The sequence below is a fragment of the Rahnella sp. P4_A8 genome (assembly GCF_056402435.1).
On sequence record NZ_JBFUHK010000036.1, the window covers coordinates 26,045 to 43,152 of the forward strand.

Consider the following 17,108-nt stretch of genomic DNA (forward strand, 5'->3'; position numbering starts at 1 on the left):
TATAGCGCTATCCGTTTTTGGCATGAATTTTCCTGTCTCAGGGATGAAGTAAGTGAATGACAAACGGGTCATTCGCTCGATGAGTTGAACCGTCGGCGCTGCTCGTAAAACAGCAGAAATGGGTCGTAGAGTTTATTGTTTAAATCAGACAGGGTGCTGAAATGGCTTCTGAGATAATTTCCTTCGTATTATTTCTTTCTTCTATTTTTCTCTACGTCACGCGGGCGTCGGCCAGCCGTGTCTGGTTTTCACTGGTGCTGTTTTTCCTCGGGCTTTACGTCATTCTTAACGTCATCCTGATCGGCAGCAATTATTTCACCGGTGAAGGCATCACGGACGCGGTGTTATATACCGTCACCAGTAGCCTGAAAGGGGCGGGGCTCAATAAATATATCCTGCCATTTATCGGTTTACTGGCAGGGCTTGTCAGCGTATTCGCTTTGCTGGCGTGGGGGCTGAAGCAGCGTCGTGCCAAAAACAGCAGCGCGGTCTACAGTGCGCTGGCCGTGGTGCTGGCGGTCTTTTCTGTCGGTTCCACACAGGCATTCCAGAACATCTCGCGTCTGGTCAAAACGCAAATCTCAGGCAGCGGTGCAGATTTTAGTACCTATTACAAAGTGCCCGAAAAAGCCATTAAAGGCGCGAAAAAGCCTAACCTGGTTTATATCTACGGCGAGAGTCTGGAACGCACGTATTTTGATGACAAAGTCTTCCCCGGCCTGACCACCGAATTAAACCGCCATAAAGCGCAGAGTACCGATTTCACAAACACCAAACAGTTGCCGGGCACTGGCTATACCATCGCGGGTATGGTGGCTTCTCAGTGTGGGATCCCGTTGTTTGCGCCGTTTGATGGTAATGCCTCCAGTGCACTGGCGACTTTCTACCCTGAAAACGTCTGTCTTGGCGATGTGCTCAAAGGTGCAGGTTATACCAACTATTTCTATCAGGGCGCTGAACTGGCTTTCGCAGGCAAAGGAACCTTCCTGAAATCCCATGGTTTCGACCATCTTTATGGTTACAACGAATTGCGTCCGACTGTCGCGGACCCGTCCTATAAAAATGACTGGGGCTGGTATGACGACACCTTGCTGGATGAGGTGTACAAAAAATTCGTGACGCTGAGTCAGGAAGGTAAGCCGTTCTCACTGTTCACGCTGACCGTTGATACGCATCATCCTGACGGCTTTATTTCCCGCGGCTGTACCCGCAAGGAATATAAAGTGAACGGTAAAGCCAACCAGTCACTGAGCGCCGTGTCCTGTAGTCAGGAACTGATTGCCGCATTTATCGATAAGATTAAAAAGTCCGGTTATTTCGATAACACCATCATTGTGGTGTCTTCCGATCATCTGGCGATGAACAACACGGCTTACAACATTCTGACCAAACAGAACCGTAAAGACCTGTTCTTCGTACTCGACGGCCGTCATCCGGCGGGGGAGCTGAACGGTGCGAAACGCAGCACCCTGGATAATGGCGCGACCGTACTGGATATGATGGGTGGCGACAACTACATCGGTCTTGGACGCAGCGGTGTTTCTGCGACATCGATGACTGCGCAGTTCCTCAATATTGATGACAAAGTGAATGCCTGGAAACCGGCGGTCATCAAACAGTGGGGCTTCCCGAACAGCATCAAAGACTATGCGGTGAATACCAAAGACAGCACTTTCACCTTCTCCGGCATGACCATCAAAACGCCGTTTATTCTGAAGGTCACGGCAGACAAAATTGAGCCGATGTTTGATGTCTATCTGTCCACGCCGCTGAAAAAACAACTGGCCGGACTGGCGACCAGCGATAACTTTGTCTGGGTTGATAAATGCTACGAAATGGGACGCGTCTGGGCACCAGAGTTGTCGCTCAATACCGGCCTGTGCGTTGCATCGGGGAACCTCGGGGCGAAGCCGACGATCGTGCAGATCACCGGTGATACCTTCAAAGGTAAAGTGGACTTCGTGAAAGACACCTCGGGCAGCAATGCGATTTATCAGCAAACCCTGAAGACGCTGAACATTGATGATTCCGCCACCACTTATCAGTCGAAAGCCATCGCTTTTATGGTGCCGGGATTGCCGGAGCAGGTAAAAGCGATTACCGGTGTTTCAGCCGTTGAAAACTGGGGACGCTGGTCAGATGCCAATCTGGCACCGTCGGTGAAAATTGATTACGTTAAACCGCTGCCCGCCACCTTTGATGTGGTGATCCGCGCACGGGCTTACGGCAATAACATCGATAAGCCGGTTTCCGTCCGTGTCGGAGATCAGGAGCAGTTTGTCACCTTCGGCGATAAAGACGGTATCGTGAAAGTACAGTTCACCAATCCGGGAGCGGAGCAAAGTATCGTCATCACGCCGCCGGAACCGACCGAACCCACTGAAGGCACCAGCGGCGGCTTCCAGCCTCGTAAACTGGGCATCGGCATGGTTTCTCTTGAAGTTCAGCCGGTGGATCCGCAGTCTTAATCCGCTGTTTGCCCGAAATGTTAAAAACCCGCTCCGGCGGGTTTTTTATTGGAAGCAAATTGGGGGAATGGCAATCGAAAAAACACTTAGCATTTTTATCGCTTTACTATCCCATTTCGGTTATTCATTTCAAGAATAACTATCATTAAAACAATATTATAAAGAAATAACCCGATGGGTATACTCGCCAAATTCCTGCACGGAAACACAGCCCGGAGCAGGCATCTCATCACACTTTTGGGGATAGCGTATGCGCAAGACATTCAACAAAACAAAGACCCGTATTCACCGTGCTTTTTTACTGGCCGCAACCTCGGCAGTGATCATTTCCGGCAGCGTGCTGGCGCCGCTGAGTGCGGCACAGGCCGCCGATAAAACCACGGTTAAGGTCGGTATTATCAGCGGGGAAGACGAAGATGTCTGGCGTGAAGTGGTCAGACAGGCCGCAGCAAAAGGTCTGACGGTAAAACCGGTGATTTTCAACGATTACAACCAGCCAAATGAAGCACTGCAAAACGGCGAAGTGGATGCCAATGCCTTCCAGCATCAGCCTTTCCTCGATAACCAGATCAAAGTGAATCACTACAACATCGTGCGCGTGGGTGATACCGCTGTGTGGCCAATCGGGTTGTACTCTAAAAAAGTAAAATCTGCCGACCAGCTGAAAGAAGGGGCGGTGATTGGCGTGCCGAATGACCCGGCGAACGAAGCGCGCGGGCTGATCCTGCTTCAGCAATCTGGCGTGATCAAACTCAAACCGGGCGCCGGTATTTTCGCCACTACGGCGGATATCACTGAGAACCCGCGCCACGTCACCATTAAAGAGCTGGATTCCGGCATTATCGGCCGCTCCGTGCCGGATCTGGATGCTGCGATTGTGAACACCGACTGGGCGCTGAAAAGTGGCCTGACGCCTGCGGATCGTATCGCGCAGGAACCGGTAAAGAATAATCCTTACAACAACTTCATCGCGGTGAAAACTGAAAATGTGAATGCGCCGTGGGTGAAAACGCTGGTCAGTTCTTACCAGAACGAGGCTGTCAAACAGGTGTTTGATAAGGTCTATAAAGGCACCGGCGTGACGGCCTGGTAAGGATGTAAAGCATGACGATCATCTCTGAAACCGGTGCGCAGTTCACGGCGACGTCTTCAGAAAAAGCCCCTCCACGCCCGGCTAACGCCGGGCAGTTTGCCGGTGGCACTCTGAAAACGCATCAGGATGAGGTGCATGACGTCGTGCGCCTTGACCATGTAAGCCGTCAGTTTGGCACAATTCAGGCGCTGAAAGATGTCTCGCTGACGGTCCGGCGGGGCGAAATCCTGGGCATTATTGGCCGCAGCGGTGCGGGGAAATCCACCCTGATCCGCTGCCTGAACGGACTGGAACAGCCGGACAGCGGCGTGATTGAAATCGAAGGCCATGCCATCACCGGCCTGAGCGAGAAAGCCTTGCAGTCAGTGCGCAGTCGCGTGGGGATGGTGTTCCAGCATTTCAATTTGCTGTCGGCCAAAACGGTTGAGCAGAATGTCGCGCTGCCATTGAAAATCGCCGGATATAACAAGGCACGGCGTCAGGCGCGTGTCGCCGAACTGCTGGCGTTGGTCGGGCTGGAAGATAAGGCAAAGAACTATCCGGCGGCGTTGTCCGGCGGTCAGAAACAGCGCGTCGGTATTGCCCGTGCGCTGGCAGCCAGTCCGGCACTTCTACTTTGCGATGAAGCGACATCGGCGCTCGATCCTGAAACCACGCGTTCGATTCTGGCGCTGCTGCAATCCCTCAATCAGAAACTCGGCATCACCATTTTGCTGATCACCCATGAGATGGAGGTGATTAAAAAAATCGCGCATCGCGTGGCGGTGATTAATGGCGGTGAAATTATCGAAGAGGGGCCGGTGTGGCAGGTGTTTGCGCATCCGCAGTCCGCGCTGACCCGTACGCTGTTACAGGGATTATTGCCGCAACTGCCGGAAGCGCTGGCTGAACGGTTGTCGCCGGTACGTCAGGGCGAGGCCATTTACAGCGTCCAGTATGCGGAGCAGGGGCGGCAGGGCGAAATACTCACTCAAATGGCGACGGCATTACCGGGCAAATTCCGGCTGATCCAGGGCGGCGTGGATCATATTCAGCATTATGCCGTTGTACGTTTCTTCTTCTCAGTGCCGGTAAACGATACGGCATCTGAGCAGGTTGTTTTAGACTGGCTGCGACAGCACCAGGCCACCGTGGAGCTGACAGGTTATGTCTCCGGTAATGATTGATTTACTGATTAACGCCGTCGAAGAAACGTTGCTGATGACGGCAGTTTCCGGCCTGTTCTCGCTGATCGCGGGTTTGCCGCTGGGCCTGATTCTGGTGATGAGCAGTCCTGGCGGCATTGCCGAAAATCGCTGGGTTAACCGCTCGCTCGGGCTGGTGATCAACGGTTTCCGTTCTCTGCCATTTATCATTTTGCTGGTGGCGCTGATCCCGGTAACCCGTTTTCTGGTGGGCACATCGCTCGGCACCTGGGCGGCGATTGTTCCGCTGTCGATTACCGCCACGCCGTATTTCGCCCGCGTGGCAGAAGTCTCGCTGCGCGACGTGGATCGCGGACTGACTGACGCCGTTCGCGCGATGGGTGCCAGTAAACTGCGTATTGTCTGGGACGTGCTGATCCCGGAAGCGCTGCCCGGTATTTTGTCCGGATTTGTGGTCACGCTGGTGGCGCTGATTGGCGCATCGGCGATGGCGGGCGCTATCGGCGCAGGCGGACTGGGTGATCTGGCAATCCGTTACGGTTATCAGCGTTTCGAAACGGTGGTGATGATAGAAGTGATCGTCGTGTTGATTGTGATGGTTTGCGGCATTCAGTGGCTGGGCGATCGTATCGTGGCGCGCGTCGATAAACGTCATTAAAAAGCCGGTTATGCGGCGACCGGCTATGTTCAGTCTCTACAACTCGCTGCGTGAACGCCAGCGTTCACGGGCCATAAATCCTTTCACACCGACATCCAGGAACGGGCGCGGCGGCAGATAACTGGCGCGTCCGATGCCCTGCATATCGGCCAGCAACGGATTGTCCTCTCCCAGCGCATGTTCCGCCAGCAACCGCCCGAACGCACTCTGCTTGGAACTGCCGGAACCATTACATCCCGCTGACGAATACACGTTCGGCGCAATATTCCCCCATACCGGCGCGCCGTTGCGCGTAATGCTGATCAGCCCCGACCAGGTGTACGCCATATTGACGTCCTGTAACTGCGGATAAATACGGGCAAATAATGCCTGATGGCGGCGGGCATGACTGCCGGTTTCTACCGCACGGGTCACCAGACCTGGCGTAAAGTTGACGTGCTCACGGATCAGGAAGCGATGGTCAGAGGTATAGCGCAACGTCGCACCCGCCAGTGCATTCACCGGCGTCGAGCCCCACGGCGCAATATCACCGATCAGCTGACGTTGTGCGGGTGACAGCGGTTCAGTCAGTGTTGCAAACGTCGACATCGCGAAGACGTTGCCTTTGAACAGCGGTAACCCGCGTGCTGCACCATTGATCGCCAGCATCAGTTTACCGGCACGCACTTCGCCGTGCGGCGTTTCTGCATGAATAGTGCCCTGAGTGTCAATCTGCAACGCAGGTGAGTTGGCATAAACCGTGACGTTTGCCGGCAACGTGGCCACCAGCCCGCTGATCAGCGCCGCCGGATTCACCAGAATACAGTTGGGTGTATACACCGCGCTGCGGTAGAAACCGGTGCCCAAACGCTGACGGAGTGCGGCTCTGTCCAGCAGCTCAAAGCTTTCGCCGAGCGTGGTGAGTTCCTGCTGATAATGCGCGATTTCACCGTCAAACTGCGCACTCACGGCGCAATGGTATTTGCCTGAATTCAGCCAGTCACACGCAATATCATGCTGATCGACGGTCTCTTTCAGATGATGCAACCCGTACTGTAAAAGACGCCGGTACGCATTGGCGTGTTCCAGCTCAGCCGATGTGCTGCCGACGGTATGCGGTAAATCAATCACAAAACCCGAATTACGGGCCGAAGCGTTATCGGCCACGTCGAGCGCCTCGAGTACCACAACATGCTCATGTGGCCGAAGCTCGGCAATACGACGGGCAAATGCCAGCCCGGCAAAGCCTGCACCAATCACCAGCCAGTCTGCCGTGACTTTTCCACGTAAAGCCGGATAGCGGGGAATATCACCCCGCAGCGCCGCCCAGCCGTTAATATTTTGATCAAGAGGTAAATGTTTAATTTTCATTGTCTGTCAGGTGGTTATCCCGGGTGCAATGATCCTAAGGGATAGACGTATAGATGTCTAATGCGGATTAATGCTATCAAAAGAAGGTGAGCTGAATACTGCACAGATAGCGGCTGAATCTGGTCGTCTGCTACCCCCTGAGAATTTTGCCGGTGACCGGTCGCCTGTCTCCGGAAGTTGGCTATGAAATCCTCCTGTTGCGCGAAAGAAAAAATTGAGAGCGCTATCCGTTGAGAACCAGAGACATGTCCGGGTATCGGGCGCACAGGAAATCGACGAATGCGCGAACTTTTGGCGCAGCAAGCCGCCTGGAAGTATGCAAAACCCAAAGTTCCCGCTCTGCCCCCGACACGATGCCCCACTGAACTAAATCGCCGCGGGCAAGCTGGTTCCATGCGATGGATTGCGGAATGAGGGCAGCCCCACCGCCGGCGATTGCCGCATCGCGGACCATCAGTAACGAAGAGAAGCGCAATTTTGGGATCGGCTCCAGGACCAGTTGCCCGCCATCGAGACTCCAGTGGGCAGGCTGGAAACTCGACGTTACGATGCCGGGCACTGGCCTGATTGCGCCGGGTAGTGGCCTGATTATTTCAGGTGCGGCCACGACAACCAGCCTGTCTTTGGCGAAACACCGTCCGACTAAATTGCTGTCGGGGCTTGGGTTGATGCGGATTGCGACGTCAAATTGTTCCTCGACCAGATCTACCATGCGATCTTCCGCCACGATTTCAATTTCAATTTCCGGGTAGGCCGCACAGAATTCGGCACCAATGCGCCCCATCGCAAGCTGGGAAAACAGCACCGGAGCGGCAACACGCAAACGTCCGCGAGGCGTCGAAACACCATCACCGACCGCCGTCATGGCTTCGGTCACCTCACTCAGCAGGCCTTCAGTCCGGGAGATCAGCGTCGCCCCGGCTTCGGTGAGCTTCAAACCGCGAGCGCTTCGCTCGATCAGCCTCACACCCAGTTGCTCCTCAAGATCTGCGATGCGTCGCGATAGCGTGGCTTTGGAAATGCCGCTTGCGCGGCTTGCCTTCCCCAGCCCTTCATTTGTGGCGACGAGGATAAAATCAGACAGCGCGTTCAGGTTCATGGTGTTCCATTTATGAGACAAGGTGTCTAAGTTTTAGGATCTTTGTTTTTTAATTGCAACGGAATATTGTCTCGTTATCAGAACTTGCTACGAGGAACCGCAATGAACAACGTACAACGCGCCGTACTGATTGGGGTCTCTGGTTTATGAATAAGCCCGATCCGGTATTACTCGGGAAGCTGGCCAACGACGTCGCCAGCGGCACGCTACAGTCCAGAATTGGCGGCGTAGTGGGCTTCGCTGATATTCCCAACGCAATCGAACGTAATCGTACCGTTTCACGGACCGGTAAGGTCGTTGCGGATTTCTCACGTTAACCATTATCACTATCTTGCAGGAGTTAAATATGAGCATTCTCGTTACCGGTGCCACGGGCACCATTGGTTCACTTATCATTCAGGGTCTGGCTGACGCTGGCGCCGGGGTCAAAGCCCTGGTACGCCAGGCGGGTAAGCGCGAGTTTCCGGCAGGGGTTACGGAAGTCGTTGCAGACCTGACCGACGTCGCGTCGATGCGTGCCGCGCTGTCATCGGTACGAACGCTGTTTCTGCTGAATGCGGTTACGCCCGATGAGGTTACTCAGGCCCTGATCGCCCTGAACCTCGCCCGCGAGGCGGGCATTGAGCGTATCGTTTATTTGTCGGTGATCCATGCTGATAAATTCACCAACGTTCCGCACTTTACCGGCAAGCATACGGTTGAACGCATGATCAAAAGTCATGACATCCCCGCCACCATTCTGCGTCCGGCTTATTTCATGCAAAACGACCTGATGGTTCAACAGACGATTCAGAACTACGCGGTGTACCCGATGCCTGTCGGCTCGGCGGGCGTCTCAATGATTGATGCGCGCGATATCGCGGATGTCGCCGTGGCTGAGTTGCTGCGACGCGACAGGGCATCGTCTGCGCTGGATCCTGTCACGCTGGAGTTGATTGGGCCGCAACCGCTGACCGGTGCGTCCGTGGCGAAGATCTGGAGTTCAGCCCTGGGTCGCGAGATTACTTACGGGGGAGATGACGTCACCGCGTTTGAAGGGCAACTCGCCTCGTACGGTCCCAACTGGCTGGCTTATGACATGAGCCTGATGATGGCTGGTATTCAGACGTTCGGCATGCAAGCTGCTGAAGGAACCGCAGAACAGCTACAGGCTCTCATTGGACACCCGCTGCGCACTTATGAAGATTTCGTTCGCGAGTCTGTTGCCGGGAGCTAAACCGCGAGGCAAAGGGGCGGTTTACTGTCAGGCAGTACGCCGCCGAACAACCGGTAAACGTAACCCAGTCAGGCACTTGTTACCTTGCAGGCATCTTCTCAGGAGGATACGGTATGTACTGGGTTCGGCAGTTCCTCATCCGCACAGGTTTCACCCTGGATACGACTCTGTGCATACCCGCGCAGGCGCTGGAACGGGCTGGTCAGAACGGTATAAACCGACGATACGGGAGTGATTATGAAAAGAGAGTCGTTATTCAGGTACGCGCGGGAACACTATAATTCGGAGCCGGAATATCTCTGGCGTAACCTGCCGGATTATGCCGTGCTTCGTCATCACAATGGTGATAAATGGTTTGGTCTCGTGATGAATGTATCCGGTACCAAGCTGGGGCTGAAAACGGAAGATAAAGTCGACATACTTGAGGTTAAGGTCCGGCCGGAGCACATCGGCTCATTACGTCAGAAAGACGGCATTTTGCCTGCTTATCATATGAATAAAGAGCACTGGGTCAGTGTGATCCTTTCCGGACCGCTGTCGGCAGATGAAATACACGAGCTGCTTGCCGACAGTCATGAACTGACATGCTGATAATATATTCAAAGACAGAGATACCTATGCAGGCGTTATTTCTTAAGCCCCCTTTGATGGATAAGCTCTGAGCGGCAAGGCGCTGCAAAGGAATACGCCACGTGCATAATTAATGGTGCAATAAGTCACTTAAAAACTTCCTGGCACGCGGGTGTTGCGGATGATTGAAGAAGTTTTCCGGTTTGGATTTTTCCAGAATTTTCCCCTGATCCATAAACCAGATTGTGTCCGCTACGTCGCGGGCAAAATTCATTTCGTGTGTGACGCACATCATGGTCATACCTTCACGTGCCAGACTGCGCATCACATTCAGGACTTCACCGACCATTTCCGGATCAAGCGCCGACGTCGGTTCATCAAACAACATCACCGGCGGTTTCATGGCTAATGCCCGGGCGATGGCAACACGTTGCTGCTGCCCGCCGGAAAGCTGTGCCGGATAGGCATTGGCTTTGTGTGATAATCCGACACGTTCCAGCAGTTCACCCGCGTGCTTGCGCGCTTCCTGACGTTTCACGCCGAGCACCTTTACCGGCGACATCATGATGTTGTCCAGCACCGAAACGTGCGGGAAAAGATTAAAGTTCTGGAAGACAAAACCGATACGCGTGCGCAACTGATTCAGGCGGGTGCTGGTGCCATGAATATCCATGCCATCGAACAGGATCTGGCCCTCTTCAATAGGTTCCAGCCGGTTCACGGTGCGGATCAGCGTTGATTTGCCCGAGCCGGACGGTCCGCAAACCACCACGACTTCACCGCTTCTAATTTCTGCACTCAGGTCGGTCAGCGCCTGATATTCGCCATACCATTTATTAACCTGATTAAATAAGATCATTGGTCGCATCGTCGTTCCTTATTATGATTGAGTCTTCAGCAGTGGAGCCTTCGTCATTTTCTCCGCTTCCGGCATCCGGTTCTGCCGTTTGCGCGTGATACGGGCTTCAAGCTTATTGGCCAGCCACGTCAGGCTGAAACAGATGATGTAATAGCCAATCGCGACAATCGCGAAGACTTGAAAAGGTTTGGTCAGCAGTTGGTTATTCACCTGATTAGCGGCAAAGGTCAGCTCCGGCACGTTAATGACGTAACCCAGCGTGCTGTCTTTAATGATAGAAACCAGCTGGCTGACCAGACTTGGCAGCGTGTTGTATAACGCCTGCGGCAGAATAATCAGACGCAGCGTTTTGAAATAACTCATCCCTAAAGCGCGCGCCGCTTCGTACTGGCCGCCCGGCAGCGCCTGAATGCCGCCGCGCACGATCTCGGCGATATACGCACTTTCATAAATCACCAGCGTACACAGCATGGTGCTGAAGCCGCTGATGTTGTGACCGATTAACAGCGGAACGCAGAAATACGTCCAGAACACCACCATCAACAGCGGAATGCCGCGTAAGCTGTAGACCCAGCAGGCAGCGGGCCAGCTCAGCCAGCGAAAAGGCGATAAACGCGCCAGCCCGAGCAGAATACCCACCGGCAGTGCAAACAAAACGGCCAGCAGGGAAATCAGTAACGTACAAAGTATCCCGCCGAGCGGTCCCTGCGGATATTGCCCCATCAGGAACAGCATCCCGTTGTCGTGCAAAATCGTGAACATCTCGAGCATGTGATTACCTCGCGTAGGCCCGCTGGAACCGGCGGGCCAGCAACGCGCCAGCACCCATCAGCAGCAGAGAGAAGAACAGATAACCGGCAGAGGCCACCAGATACGATTCGAAAGTCCGGAACGTCTGGTTTTCAATATCACGGGTCACGTAAGTCAGTTCAGCTACGCCAATGACCATAGCCAGACTGGTGTTTTTGAACAGTAAAACGGTGTGGTTGAGCAGCGAAGGCAGCGCGTTGCGGATGCCTTGCGGTAAAATAACCGAACGCAGCGATCGGGTGTAACTCATGCCCAGCGCGCGTGATGCTTCGGTTTGCCCTTCAGGAATAGCGCGTAATCCGCTGCGGATGTCTTCAGAGAAATACGCCGCCTGACACAATCCGAGCGCAAACATCGAGAACAGAAACTCGGCGTTGAAATCGTTAATCCACATCTGCACAGATTCCGGCAGCAGCGTCGGAATGGCGAAATACCACATCATCAGCTGAATAAGCGTCGGCACATTGCGGTGATACGACACATAGGCGCGGACGAAATATTCGGCGGCGCGTTTGTGCGTCAGCCGGATGACGACCAGCAGCAGGGCAATACACATCGCGAGCAGCCAGGACCCCAGCGCCAGCTTGAGGGTGACAACCATGCCATCGACGATCATCTGCCCGAACTGACCGGTCAGGACTTTGCTGAAATCGAGCGTCATCGTATTTTCACCCTCCTGAATGGTTGAACTGTGGGTTTATAGGAAAAAGATCACAGACCTTCGCCGGGGCGCATGGTGGAAAGGCCACCGGGAACCTGCAACGTCGGGGTGATTTCGATGTTGCCGATGTTGACGGCAATCGGCGCAGAAACGGCAAACGCCACGCAATCGGCGATGTCTTTGGCTTCGGGCAGTTCAAAACCGTCAATGAAACGGCGGCGGGCTTCTTCGTGATCGCCGGAAACATTGCCGAAAATGTCAGTCGCCACGCGACCCGGGCAGATTTCAGTGATGCGCACACGCTTGCCGTAGCAGTCAACGCGTAGCTGGCGCGACAGGGCGTGAACCCCGGCTTTGGTGGCGTGATAAATCGAGTTGCCGCCGAAGTTATAAATCGCGGCAATCGAGGTGATGTTGATGACGTGGCCGCGATCGCGTTCCATCATGCCCGGCACCAGCAGGCGGCAAAGATGCAAAACGGCGCGCAGATTCACATCCACCTGCGTATCCACGGATTCTTCATCGGCGCTCAGGATAGAGCCGGGGCGGGAAACCCCGGCGTTGTTCACCAGAATATCCACGCTGATCTCGCTGCACAGGCGCGTCACCGCGTCGAGGTCGCTGACGTCGAGCGCATGCGGAATACAACCGGTGCGGGCGGCGAGGGCGGCCAGCTGATCGGCGCGGCGTGCGACAGCATGAACGGTGATCCCTTCCTGACAAAGGCGTTCGACAATGGCTTCACCCATTCCGGCCGATGCGCCGGTCACCAGCGCGGTTTTGTAATCTGAAAATGGCATTGCGACTCTCCTGTTAAACCGCCGGCTCCATCATGTTCTGCCGGTGGGTGTTTTCTGACTGTATCCAGTAATTCTCAGACGGTATAAGACATAAACCGTGTGAGGCGATAAGAGGGGCTTATAACAGCGTGTTTTACCCTGCCATCAGGCGGCGTTGCCGGGCTGGCGGCATCAGCGCGATGTCCATTTCGGTAATAATTTCCCGCAGCGTATGCACCATTTCGAGGGATTCCGGCGTATCGCCGTGAACCAGAATCGATGTCGCATCCACCGGCAACGTCACGCCGTCGATGCTTTGCACCGTGCCTTCGCGCAGCAACTGGCGGATGCGCGCGCGTACCTGCTCTTTGTCATGAATAACCGCGCCCGGTTTCGTCCGGCTGACCAGCAGGCCGTTGCTTTCATAGGCGCGGTCGGCGAGAAACGTACAAATCACCGGCAAATCCAGCGCCCGCGCCATGCGTTCGACGGCGTTGCCGGGCATCGTGCTGATGATCATTTGTGCATCGAAATTCTTCACCGCCTGCAATAACACCCGCGCCAGCCGGGCGTCTTCGGACACCATATTGCCCAGCGCACCGTGGAAACTCATGTGCGTCAGCGGGTAATCCGCCGCTTTCGCAAAAGCAGAAAGCGCGCCAAGCTGATAGGTGACGTAATGCGCCATCACCTCCGGTTCGATGTGCATCCGGCGGCGGCCAAACCCGGACAAATCAGGGAATCCGACGTGCGCGCCGAGATCTACCTGATACTTTTTCGCCAGCGCGACGGTTTTCGCCATAATCACCGCATCCCCCGCGTGAAACCCGCAGGCCACGTTGGCGGAGGTGATCAGCGGCATCAGCGCGGCGTCGTCGGCGATGGTGTAATCGCCAAAGCCTTCGCCGATATCGGCGTTTAAATCGATGTATTTCATGCGGCCAGCTCCTCGCGGCGTAAAGTGAAAATCTCCGCGCCGTATTCCACGCAGTCACCGTCTTCCACGGACAGGGATTCCACCACGCCCTGCACCGGGCTGCGCAGCGGCAGATAAATCACGCCGACTTTCAGCAGCCCGAGCAGCGCATCTTTCCCGACTTTTTCACCCGGTTGTGTGAACGGAATTTTGTTGAGCGGATGCTGTAACAACACGATGCCGGGGAAAGGTGCACACACCGCGTCGGGGGCGGTCAGCGCGGGAAGCGCAGGCGTTTCGTCCGGCATGCGGCATGGCAAAATGGCGGGGGAGACTGGCGCGTATTTCATGCTGACCCGAAAGCCGTTTCCGCTGAGTTCAATCTGGCTCAGGCCGGACTTACGCATCTTTCGTGCGATATCTCGCAACTCGCTGAGTGCTGGTGCTTTTTTTTCCATATCCTTCCCGTCGAAGAGAGAGTGTCCCCGCGCAATAACGACGACAAACGACCCGCTTTGCGGGCGGTAAAAGCACTCTATCGTGTCACTGCCGACGTCAGGAAAGAGGATTTCGCTTTGCGGTAATAAGGTGCGCTTATTACCCCACCAGCGTCAGTGGCCGGTTATCCACCGTGCGGCTGGCCATCAGCGACAGCAAAATCGCTTTGACCGCTTCGGCGGGCTGGGACAGCGGCAGATGGTCGGACATACAAAATGACAGCGCCGCCTGAATATTCGGTTTATCAATTTTCGCCATCCACGAATCCGAGGCTTTGAGCATCGCGCGGGCGGCGGATTCCGGCATGATCGTGCAGCCTAAACCCGCCGCCAGCGCGGCATTGAGGGTGGTTTGCGATTCGATTTCGCACTTCACGCGGTACGTCACAGCTTCATGGATAAACGCGTCGTCGATGACTTTTCGCATGATGTTGTAAATGCGCGGCAGGAACAGGTCATACTTTGCCACCTGCGCCAGACTGACGGATTTCAGCGGTTTGCTCAGCGCGTGCGGGCAGACGAAATACAACTCTTCTTTCATCAGCGGCATAAACCGTAATCCGTGAATTTCCCGGTTGCCGTAAATCACCGCCATGTCCATCCGGCCATTCATGATCAGCTCGCTGAGCGTGGTGCCGAAGTTTTCATTGAAATACAATACGATGCCCGGATATTGCCGGTGGACTTCTTCCAGCAGCGGCAATGCCAGTTGCTGTGCGGCGGTGCCCGGCGCAAGCCCGACAGAAACGCTGCCCGAAAGCGCCAGCGCCGAGCCGTCAATCGCGCTCTGGGCCTGATCGCACTGGCGCAAAATGGCCTGCGCGTGGATATACAAAATCTTGCCCGCTTCGGTCGGCGTCACGCCGCGTTTGGTGCGGATCAGCAGTTGCTGATTCACTTCGCCTTCCAGCGTCGCGAGTTGCTGGCTGAGCGCAGGCTGCGCAATGTGCAGGATATCTGCGGCCTGAGTGAGGCTACCCACATCGACAATCTTGATAAAATATTTAAGGCGGCGGAGATTCACGATGGCATCCTCATCACGGAAACAAGTGGTGTTATAAGTAATGTGTATGAAGCAAGATGAGTGCCAACACGCACTAACAGGCTGATTTATGTCCGATATCCGGTTTTCCTTCTGATTTACCCGCCGATTTATTCACTGTATAGCCGGATGTTTTCTGCCTTTGCGCAGCCTCCCGAATAATGAAAATCCCCGCCTGCACTGCGCCGGTGCAAATTGCCTGATTTGCGCGTTCAGCCATTGTTTTGTGTTATGTCACCACAACAAAGCGCTATTGGTCGGCGCGGTCCGTTCCTCATTACTCTTTCCCCTGAAGTGCCTCATCGCTGTCCGTCTTTTTACGTTCGATAAAAACAATGGAACCCCAGGACCATGCCTGATATCGCCGATCGCTTAAAAAATGTCTCTGTTTCTGCCTCCGTCGCCATGACGCAAAAGGCCCGTGACCTCGCAGCCGCAGGCGTGAACGTCATTGCGCTTTCTACCGGTGAACCGGATTTTCCGACGCCCCCTCACGCCACGGAAGCCGCCTACGCCGCTGCGCTCGGCGGTGATACCCGTTATCCGCCGACCGACGGAACCCCTGCGCTGCGGGCGGCCATTGCGCGTAAATTTCAGCGCGATAACAACCTGAATTACGACGTGAGCCAGATCCTCACCGCAGGCGGCGCGAAGCAAATTATTTTTAACGCGATGCTGGCGACGATTAATCCGGGCGATGAAGTGGTGATCCCGACGCCGTCGTGGATTAGCTATGCGGATATCGTCAAATTCGCGGGCGGTATTCCGGTGCCGGTGGCCTGCCCGGAAGAGAACAATTTCAAGCCGTATCCGCAGGACATCGACGCGGCGATTACGCCGAAAACCAAGTGGCTGCTGCTGAATTACCCGAGCAATCCGACCGGTTCCGTGGCAACCCGCCAGGAATTGCAGGCGATGGGCGAGGTGATGCTGCGCCATCCGGGCGTGTGGATCCTGACCGATGACATTTACGAACATCTGATTTATGACGACGTGACGTTTTATACGCTGGCCGAAGTGGAACCGCGTTTGCTCGATCGCGTGCTGACGGTCAACGGCGTGTCGAAAGCCTATTCCATGACCGGCTGGCGTTTAGGTTTTTGCGGCGGTCCGCAAGATCTGATTAAAGCCATGAGTAACGTGAACACGCAAAACAGCGGCGGCGTCACCACGCTCACGCAGGCGGCGGCGGTCGCGGTGCTTAACGGCCCGCAGGATTTACTGAAAGAGCGCGCCGAAATCTACCGCCAGCGCCGCGATTACGTGCTGGAGCGGTTAACGTCCGTGCATGAACTGCGCTGTCATAAACCGCAGGGCGCGTTCTATCTGTTCGTGAACATTGAAGGCTGCATCGGGAAAACCACCGCAGGCGGGCGTCACATCAATAGCGATGCCGATTTCGTGATGGCGCTGATCGAAGAAAAACACGTCGTCACCGTGCAGGGCGCGGCCTACGGCATGAGTCCGTATTTCCGCATTTCGTATGCGACCAGCATGGAAGTTTTGCAAGACGGCTGCGACCGGATAGCAGCGTTTTGTGCGGAGCTGAAGTCATAACGTCTGAGTCAGAACCATAAAAATCTATGGTCACCCCCGTTTTTGCAACGTTGATTTTGATTTATGATGGGCTTGCTTAAATCTATACGGCGTCTGATGGGCAACCTTACGTTGCCCGCGCCATGATGAAGTCCGCGCCTGCAGAACCTTAAAAAGCGGACGGCTTCAAAGAGCCATTTTTTATGTCAGGTTCATCCGCAGGTCGCTGTGCCGTTCATGTCATCAATAATCGGTCGTCGCAAAACCAGAAAGTCACTGCGTAATGCCTAAGAGCTAACAGTTCGTCCCTGTTGGCTCTTTTTATTGGATAAAAGCTGTGCGATGGGTTGTCACCGACCAGGCTATTCGGGCCAGTTTGTTGGCTAACCCGCAGGCCACTACGTTCGGG

17 protein-coding genes are annotated in these 17,108 nt (G+C 54.9%); 8 read left to right on the top strand and 9 right to left on the bottom strand.

The window, feature by feature from the left end; all coding sequences use genetic code 11:
• Positions 1-161 precede the first annotated feature (161 nt).
• The 4 genes from opgB (at position 162) to AC1DUO_RS16765 (ending at position 5,364) form a co-directional block, all read left to right on the top strand.
• Positions 162-2,468: a phosphatidylglycerol--membrane-oligosaccharide glycerophosphotransferase gene (gene opgB / locus AC1DUO_RS16750; RefSeq protein ID WP_013576030.1), complete on the top strand. Its 2,307-nt coding sequence runs from the start codon at positions 162-164 to the stop codon at positions 2,466-2,468.
• 250 nt (positions 2,469-2,718) lie between these two features.
• Positions 2,719-3,561 carry a MetQ/NlpA family ABC transporter substrate-binding protein gene (locus tag AC1DUO_RS16755; RefSeq protein ID WP_119261792.1) on the top strand — a complete coding sequence of 281 codons (843 nt, stop codon included), beginning with the start codon at positions 2,719-2,721 and terminating at the stop codon, positions 3,559-3,561.
• Between the two features lie 11 nt (positions 3,562-3,572).
• On the top strand, positions 3,573-4,727 hold the full coding sequence (locus AC1DUO_RS16760) for a methionine ABC transporter ATP-binding protein (RefSeq protein WP_112152192.1): 1,155 nt from the start codon (positions 3,573-3,575) through the stop codon (positions 4,725-4,727).
• The gene (locus AC1DUO_RS16765) at positions 4,708-5,364 is read left to right on the top strand and encodes a methionine ABC transporter permease (protein ID WP_112152193.1); all 657 of its coding nucleotides are present in this window, start codon (positions 4,708-4,710) and stop codon (positions 5,362-5,364) included. Before AC1DUO_RS16760 ends, AC1DUO_RS16765 begins: the two co-directional genes overlap by 20 nt.
• A 36-nt stretch (positions 5,365-5,400) precedes the next feature.
• On the opposite strand, the gene AC1DUO_RS16770 is transcribed toward AC1DUO_RS16765, so the two are convergent.
• Positions 5,401-6,714, bottom strand: a complete 1,314-nt coding sequence (locus AC1DUO_RS16770) for an NAD(P)/FAD-dependent oxidoreductase (RefSeq protein WP_015690109.1) — start codon at positions 6,712-6,714, stop codon at positions 5,401-5,403.
• A gap of 223 nt (positions 6,715-6,937) precedes the next feature.
• Positions 6,938-7,813 (bottom strand): LysR family transcriptional regulator, encoded by an 876-nt coding sequence (locus AC1DUO_RS16775; protein ID WP_013576025.1) that lies wholly within the window; start codon positions 7,811-7,813, stop codon positions 6,938-6,940.
• A 146-nt stretch (positions 7,814-7,959) separates the two neighbouring features.
• On the opposite strand from AC1DUO_RS16775, the gene AC1DUO_RS16780 reads away from it, so the two are divergent.
• From AC1DUO_RS16780 to AC1DUO_RS16790, 3 genes are all read left to right on the top strand, one after another.
• Positions 7,960-8,130: an NADPH:quinone reductase gene (locus AC1DUO_RS16780; protein ID WP_015690107.1), complete on the top strand. Its 171-nt coding sequence runs from the start codon at positions 7,960-7,962 to the stop codon at positions 8,128-8,130.
• 29 nt (positions 8,131-8,159) lie between these two features.
• Positions 8,160-9,029 carry an NmrA/HSCARG family protein gene (locus tag AC1DUO_RS16785; RefSeq protein WP_112152196.1) on the top strand — a complete coding sequence of 290 codons (870 nt, stop codon included), beginning with the start codon at positions 8,160-8,162 and terminating at the stop codon, positions 9,027-9,029.
• A gap of 237 nt (positions 9,030-9,266) precedes the next feature.
• A complete protein-coding gene (locus AC1DUO_RS16790; RefSeq protein ID WP_112152197.1) occupies positions 9,267-9,620 on the top strand; it encodes an MmcQ/YjbR family DNA-binding protein in 354 nt (117 codons plus the stop codon).
• A 109-nt stretch (positions 9,621-9,729) separates the two neighbouring features.
• Here AC1DUO_RS16790 and AC1DUO_RS16795 read toward each other — a convergent pair whose 3' ends face one another.
• The 7 genes from AC1DUO_RS16795 to nac all read right to left on the bottom strand — a co-directional run bounded on the left by AC1DUO_RS16795 (position 9,730) and on the right by nac (position 15,145).
• Complete coding sequence (locus AC1DUO_RS16795; protein WP_013576021.1) at positions 9,730-10,467, bottom strand: amino acid ABC transporter ATP-binding protein; 738 nt, start codon at positions 10,465-10,467, stop codon at positions 9,730-9,732.
• Positions 10,468-10,479: 12 nt separating this feature from the next.
• Complete coding sequence (locus AC1DUO_RS16800) at positions 10,480-11,229, bottom strand: amino acid ABC transporter permease (RefSeq protein WP_119261790.1); 750 nt, start codon at positions 11,227-11,229, stop codon at positions 10,480-10,482.
• A gap of 4 nt (positions 11,230-11,233) precedes the next feature.
• Positions 11,234-11,929: an amino acid ABC transporter permease gene (locus tag AC1DUO_RS16805; protein ID WP_013576019.1), complete on the bottom strand. Its 696-nt coding sequence runs from the start codon at positions 11,927-11,929 to the stop codon at positions 11,234-11,236.
• 50 nt (positions 11,930-11,979) lie between these two features.
• On the bottom strand, positions 11,980-12,729 hold the full coding sequence (locus AC1DUO_RS16810; protein ID WP_013576018.1) for an SDR family oxidoreductase: 750 nt from the start codon (positions 12,727-12,729) through the stop codon (positions 11,980-11,982).
• Positions 12,730-12,862: 133 nt separating this feature from the next.
• Positions 12,863-13,645, bottom strand: coding sequence for a LamB/YcsF family protein (locus AC1DUO_RS16815; protein WP_112152198.1), 783 nt, complete (start codon positions 13,643-13,645; stop codon positions 12,863-12,865).
• Entirely contained in the window at positions 13,642-14,082 is a 441-nt protein-coding gene (locus AC1DUO_RS16820; protein WP_119261789.1) for an acetyl-CoA carboxylase biotin carboxyl carrier protein, read from the bottom strand. The genes AC1DUO_RS16815 and AC1DUO_RS16820 overlap by 4 nt, the downstream gene beginning before the upstream one ends.
• Before the next feature lie 139 nt (positions 14,083-14,221).
• Positions 14,222-15,145 (bottom strand): nitrogen assimilation transcriptional regulator NAC, encoded by a 924-nt coding sequence (gene nac / locus AC1DUO_RS16825; protein WP_119261788.1) that lies wholly within the window; start codon positions 15,143-15,145, stop codon positions 14,222-14,224.
• 369 nt (positions 15,146-15,514) lie between these two features.
• Here nac and AC1DUO_RS16830 point away from each other — a divergent pair, with 369 nt between their 5' ends.
• Positions 15,515-16,720: a pyridoxal phosphate-dependent aminotransferase gene (locus tag AC1DUO_RS16830; RefSeq protein WP_037035530.1), complete on the top strand. Its 1,206-nt coding sequence runs from the start codon at positions 15,515-15,517 to the stop codon at positions 16,718-16,720.
• Positions 16,721-17,108: the final 388 nt, after the last annotated feature.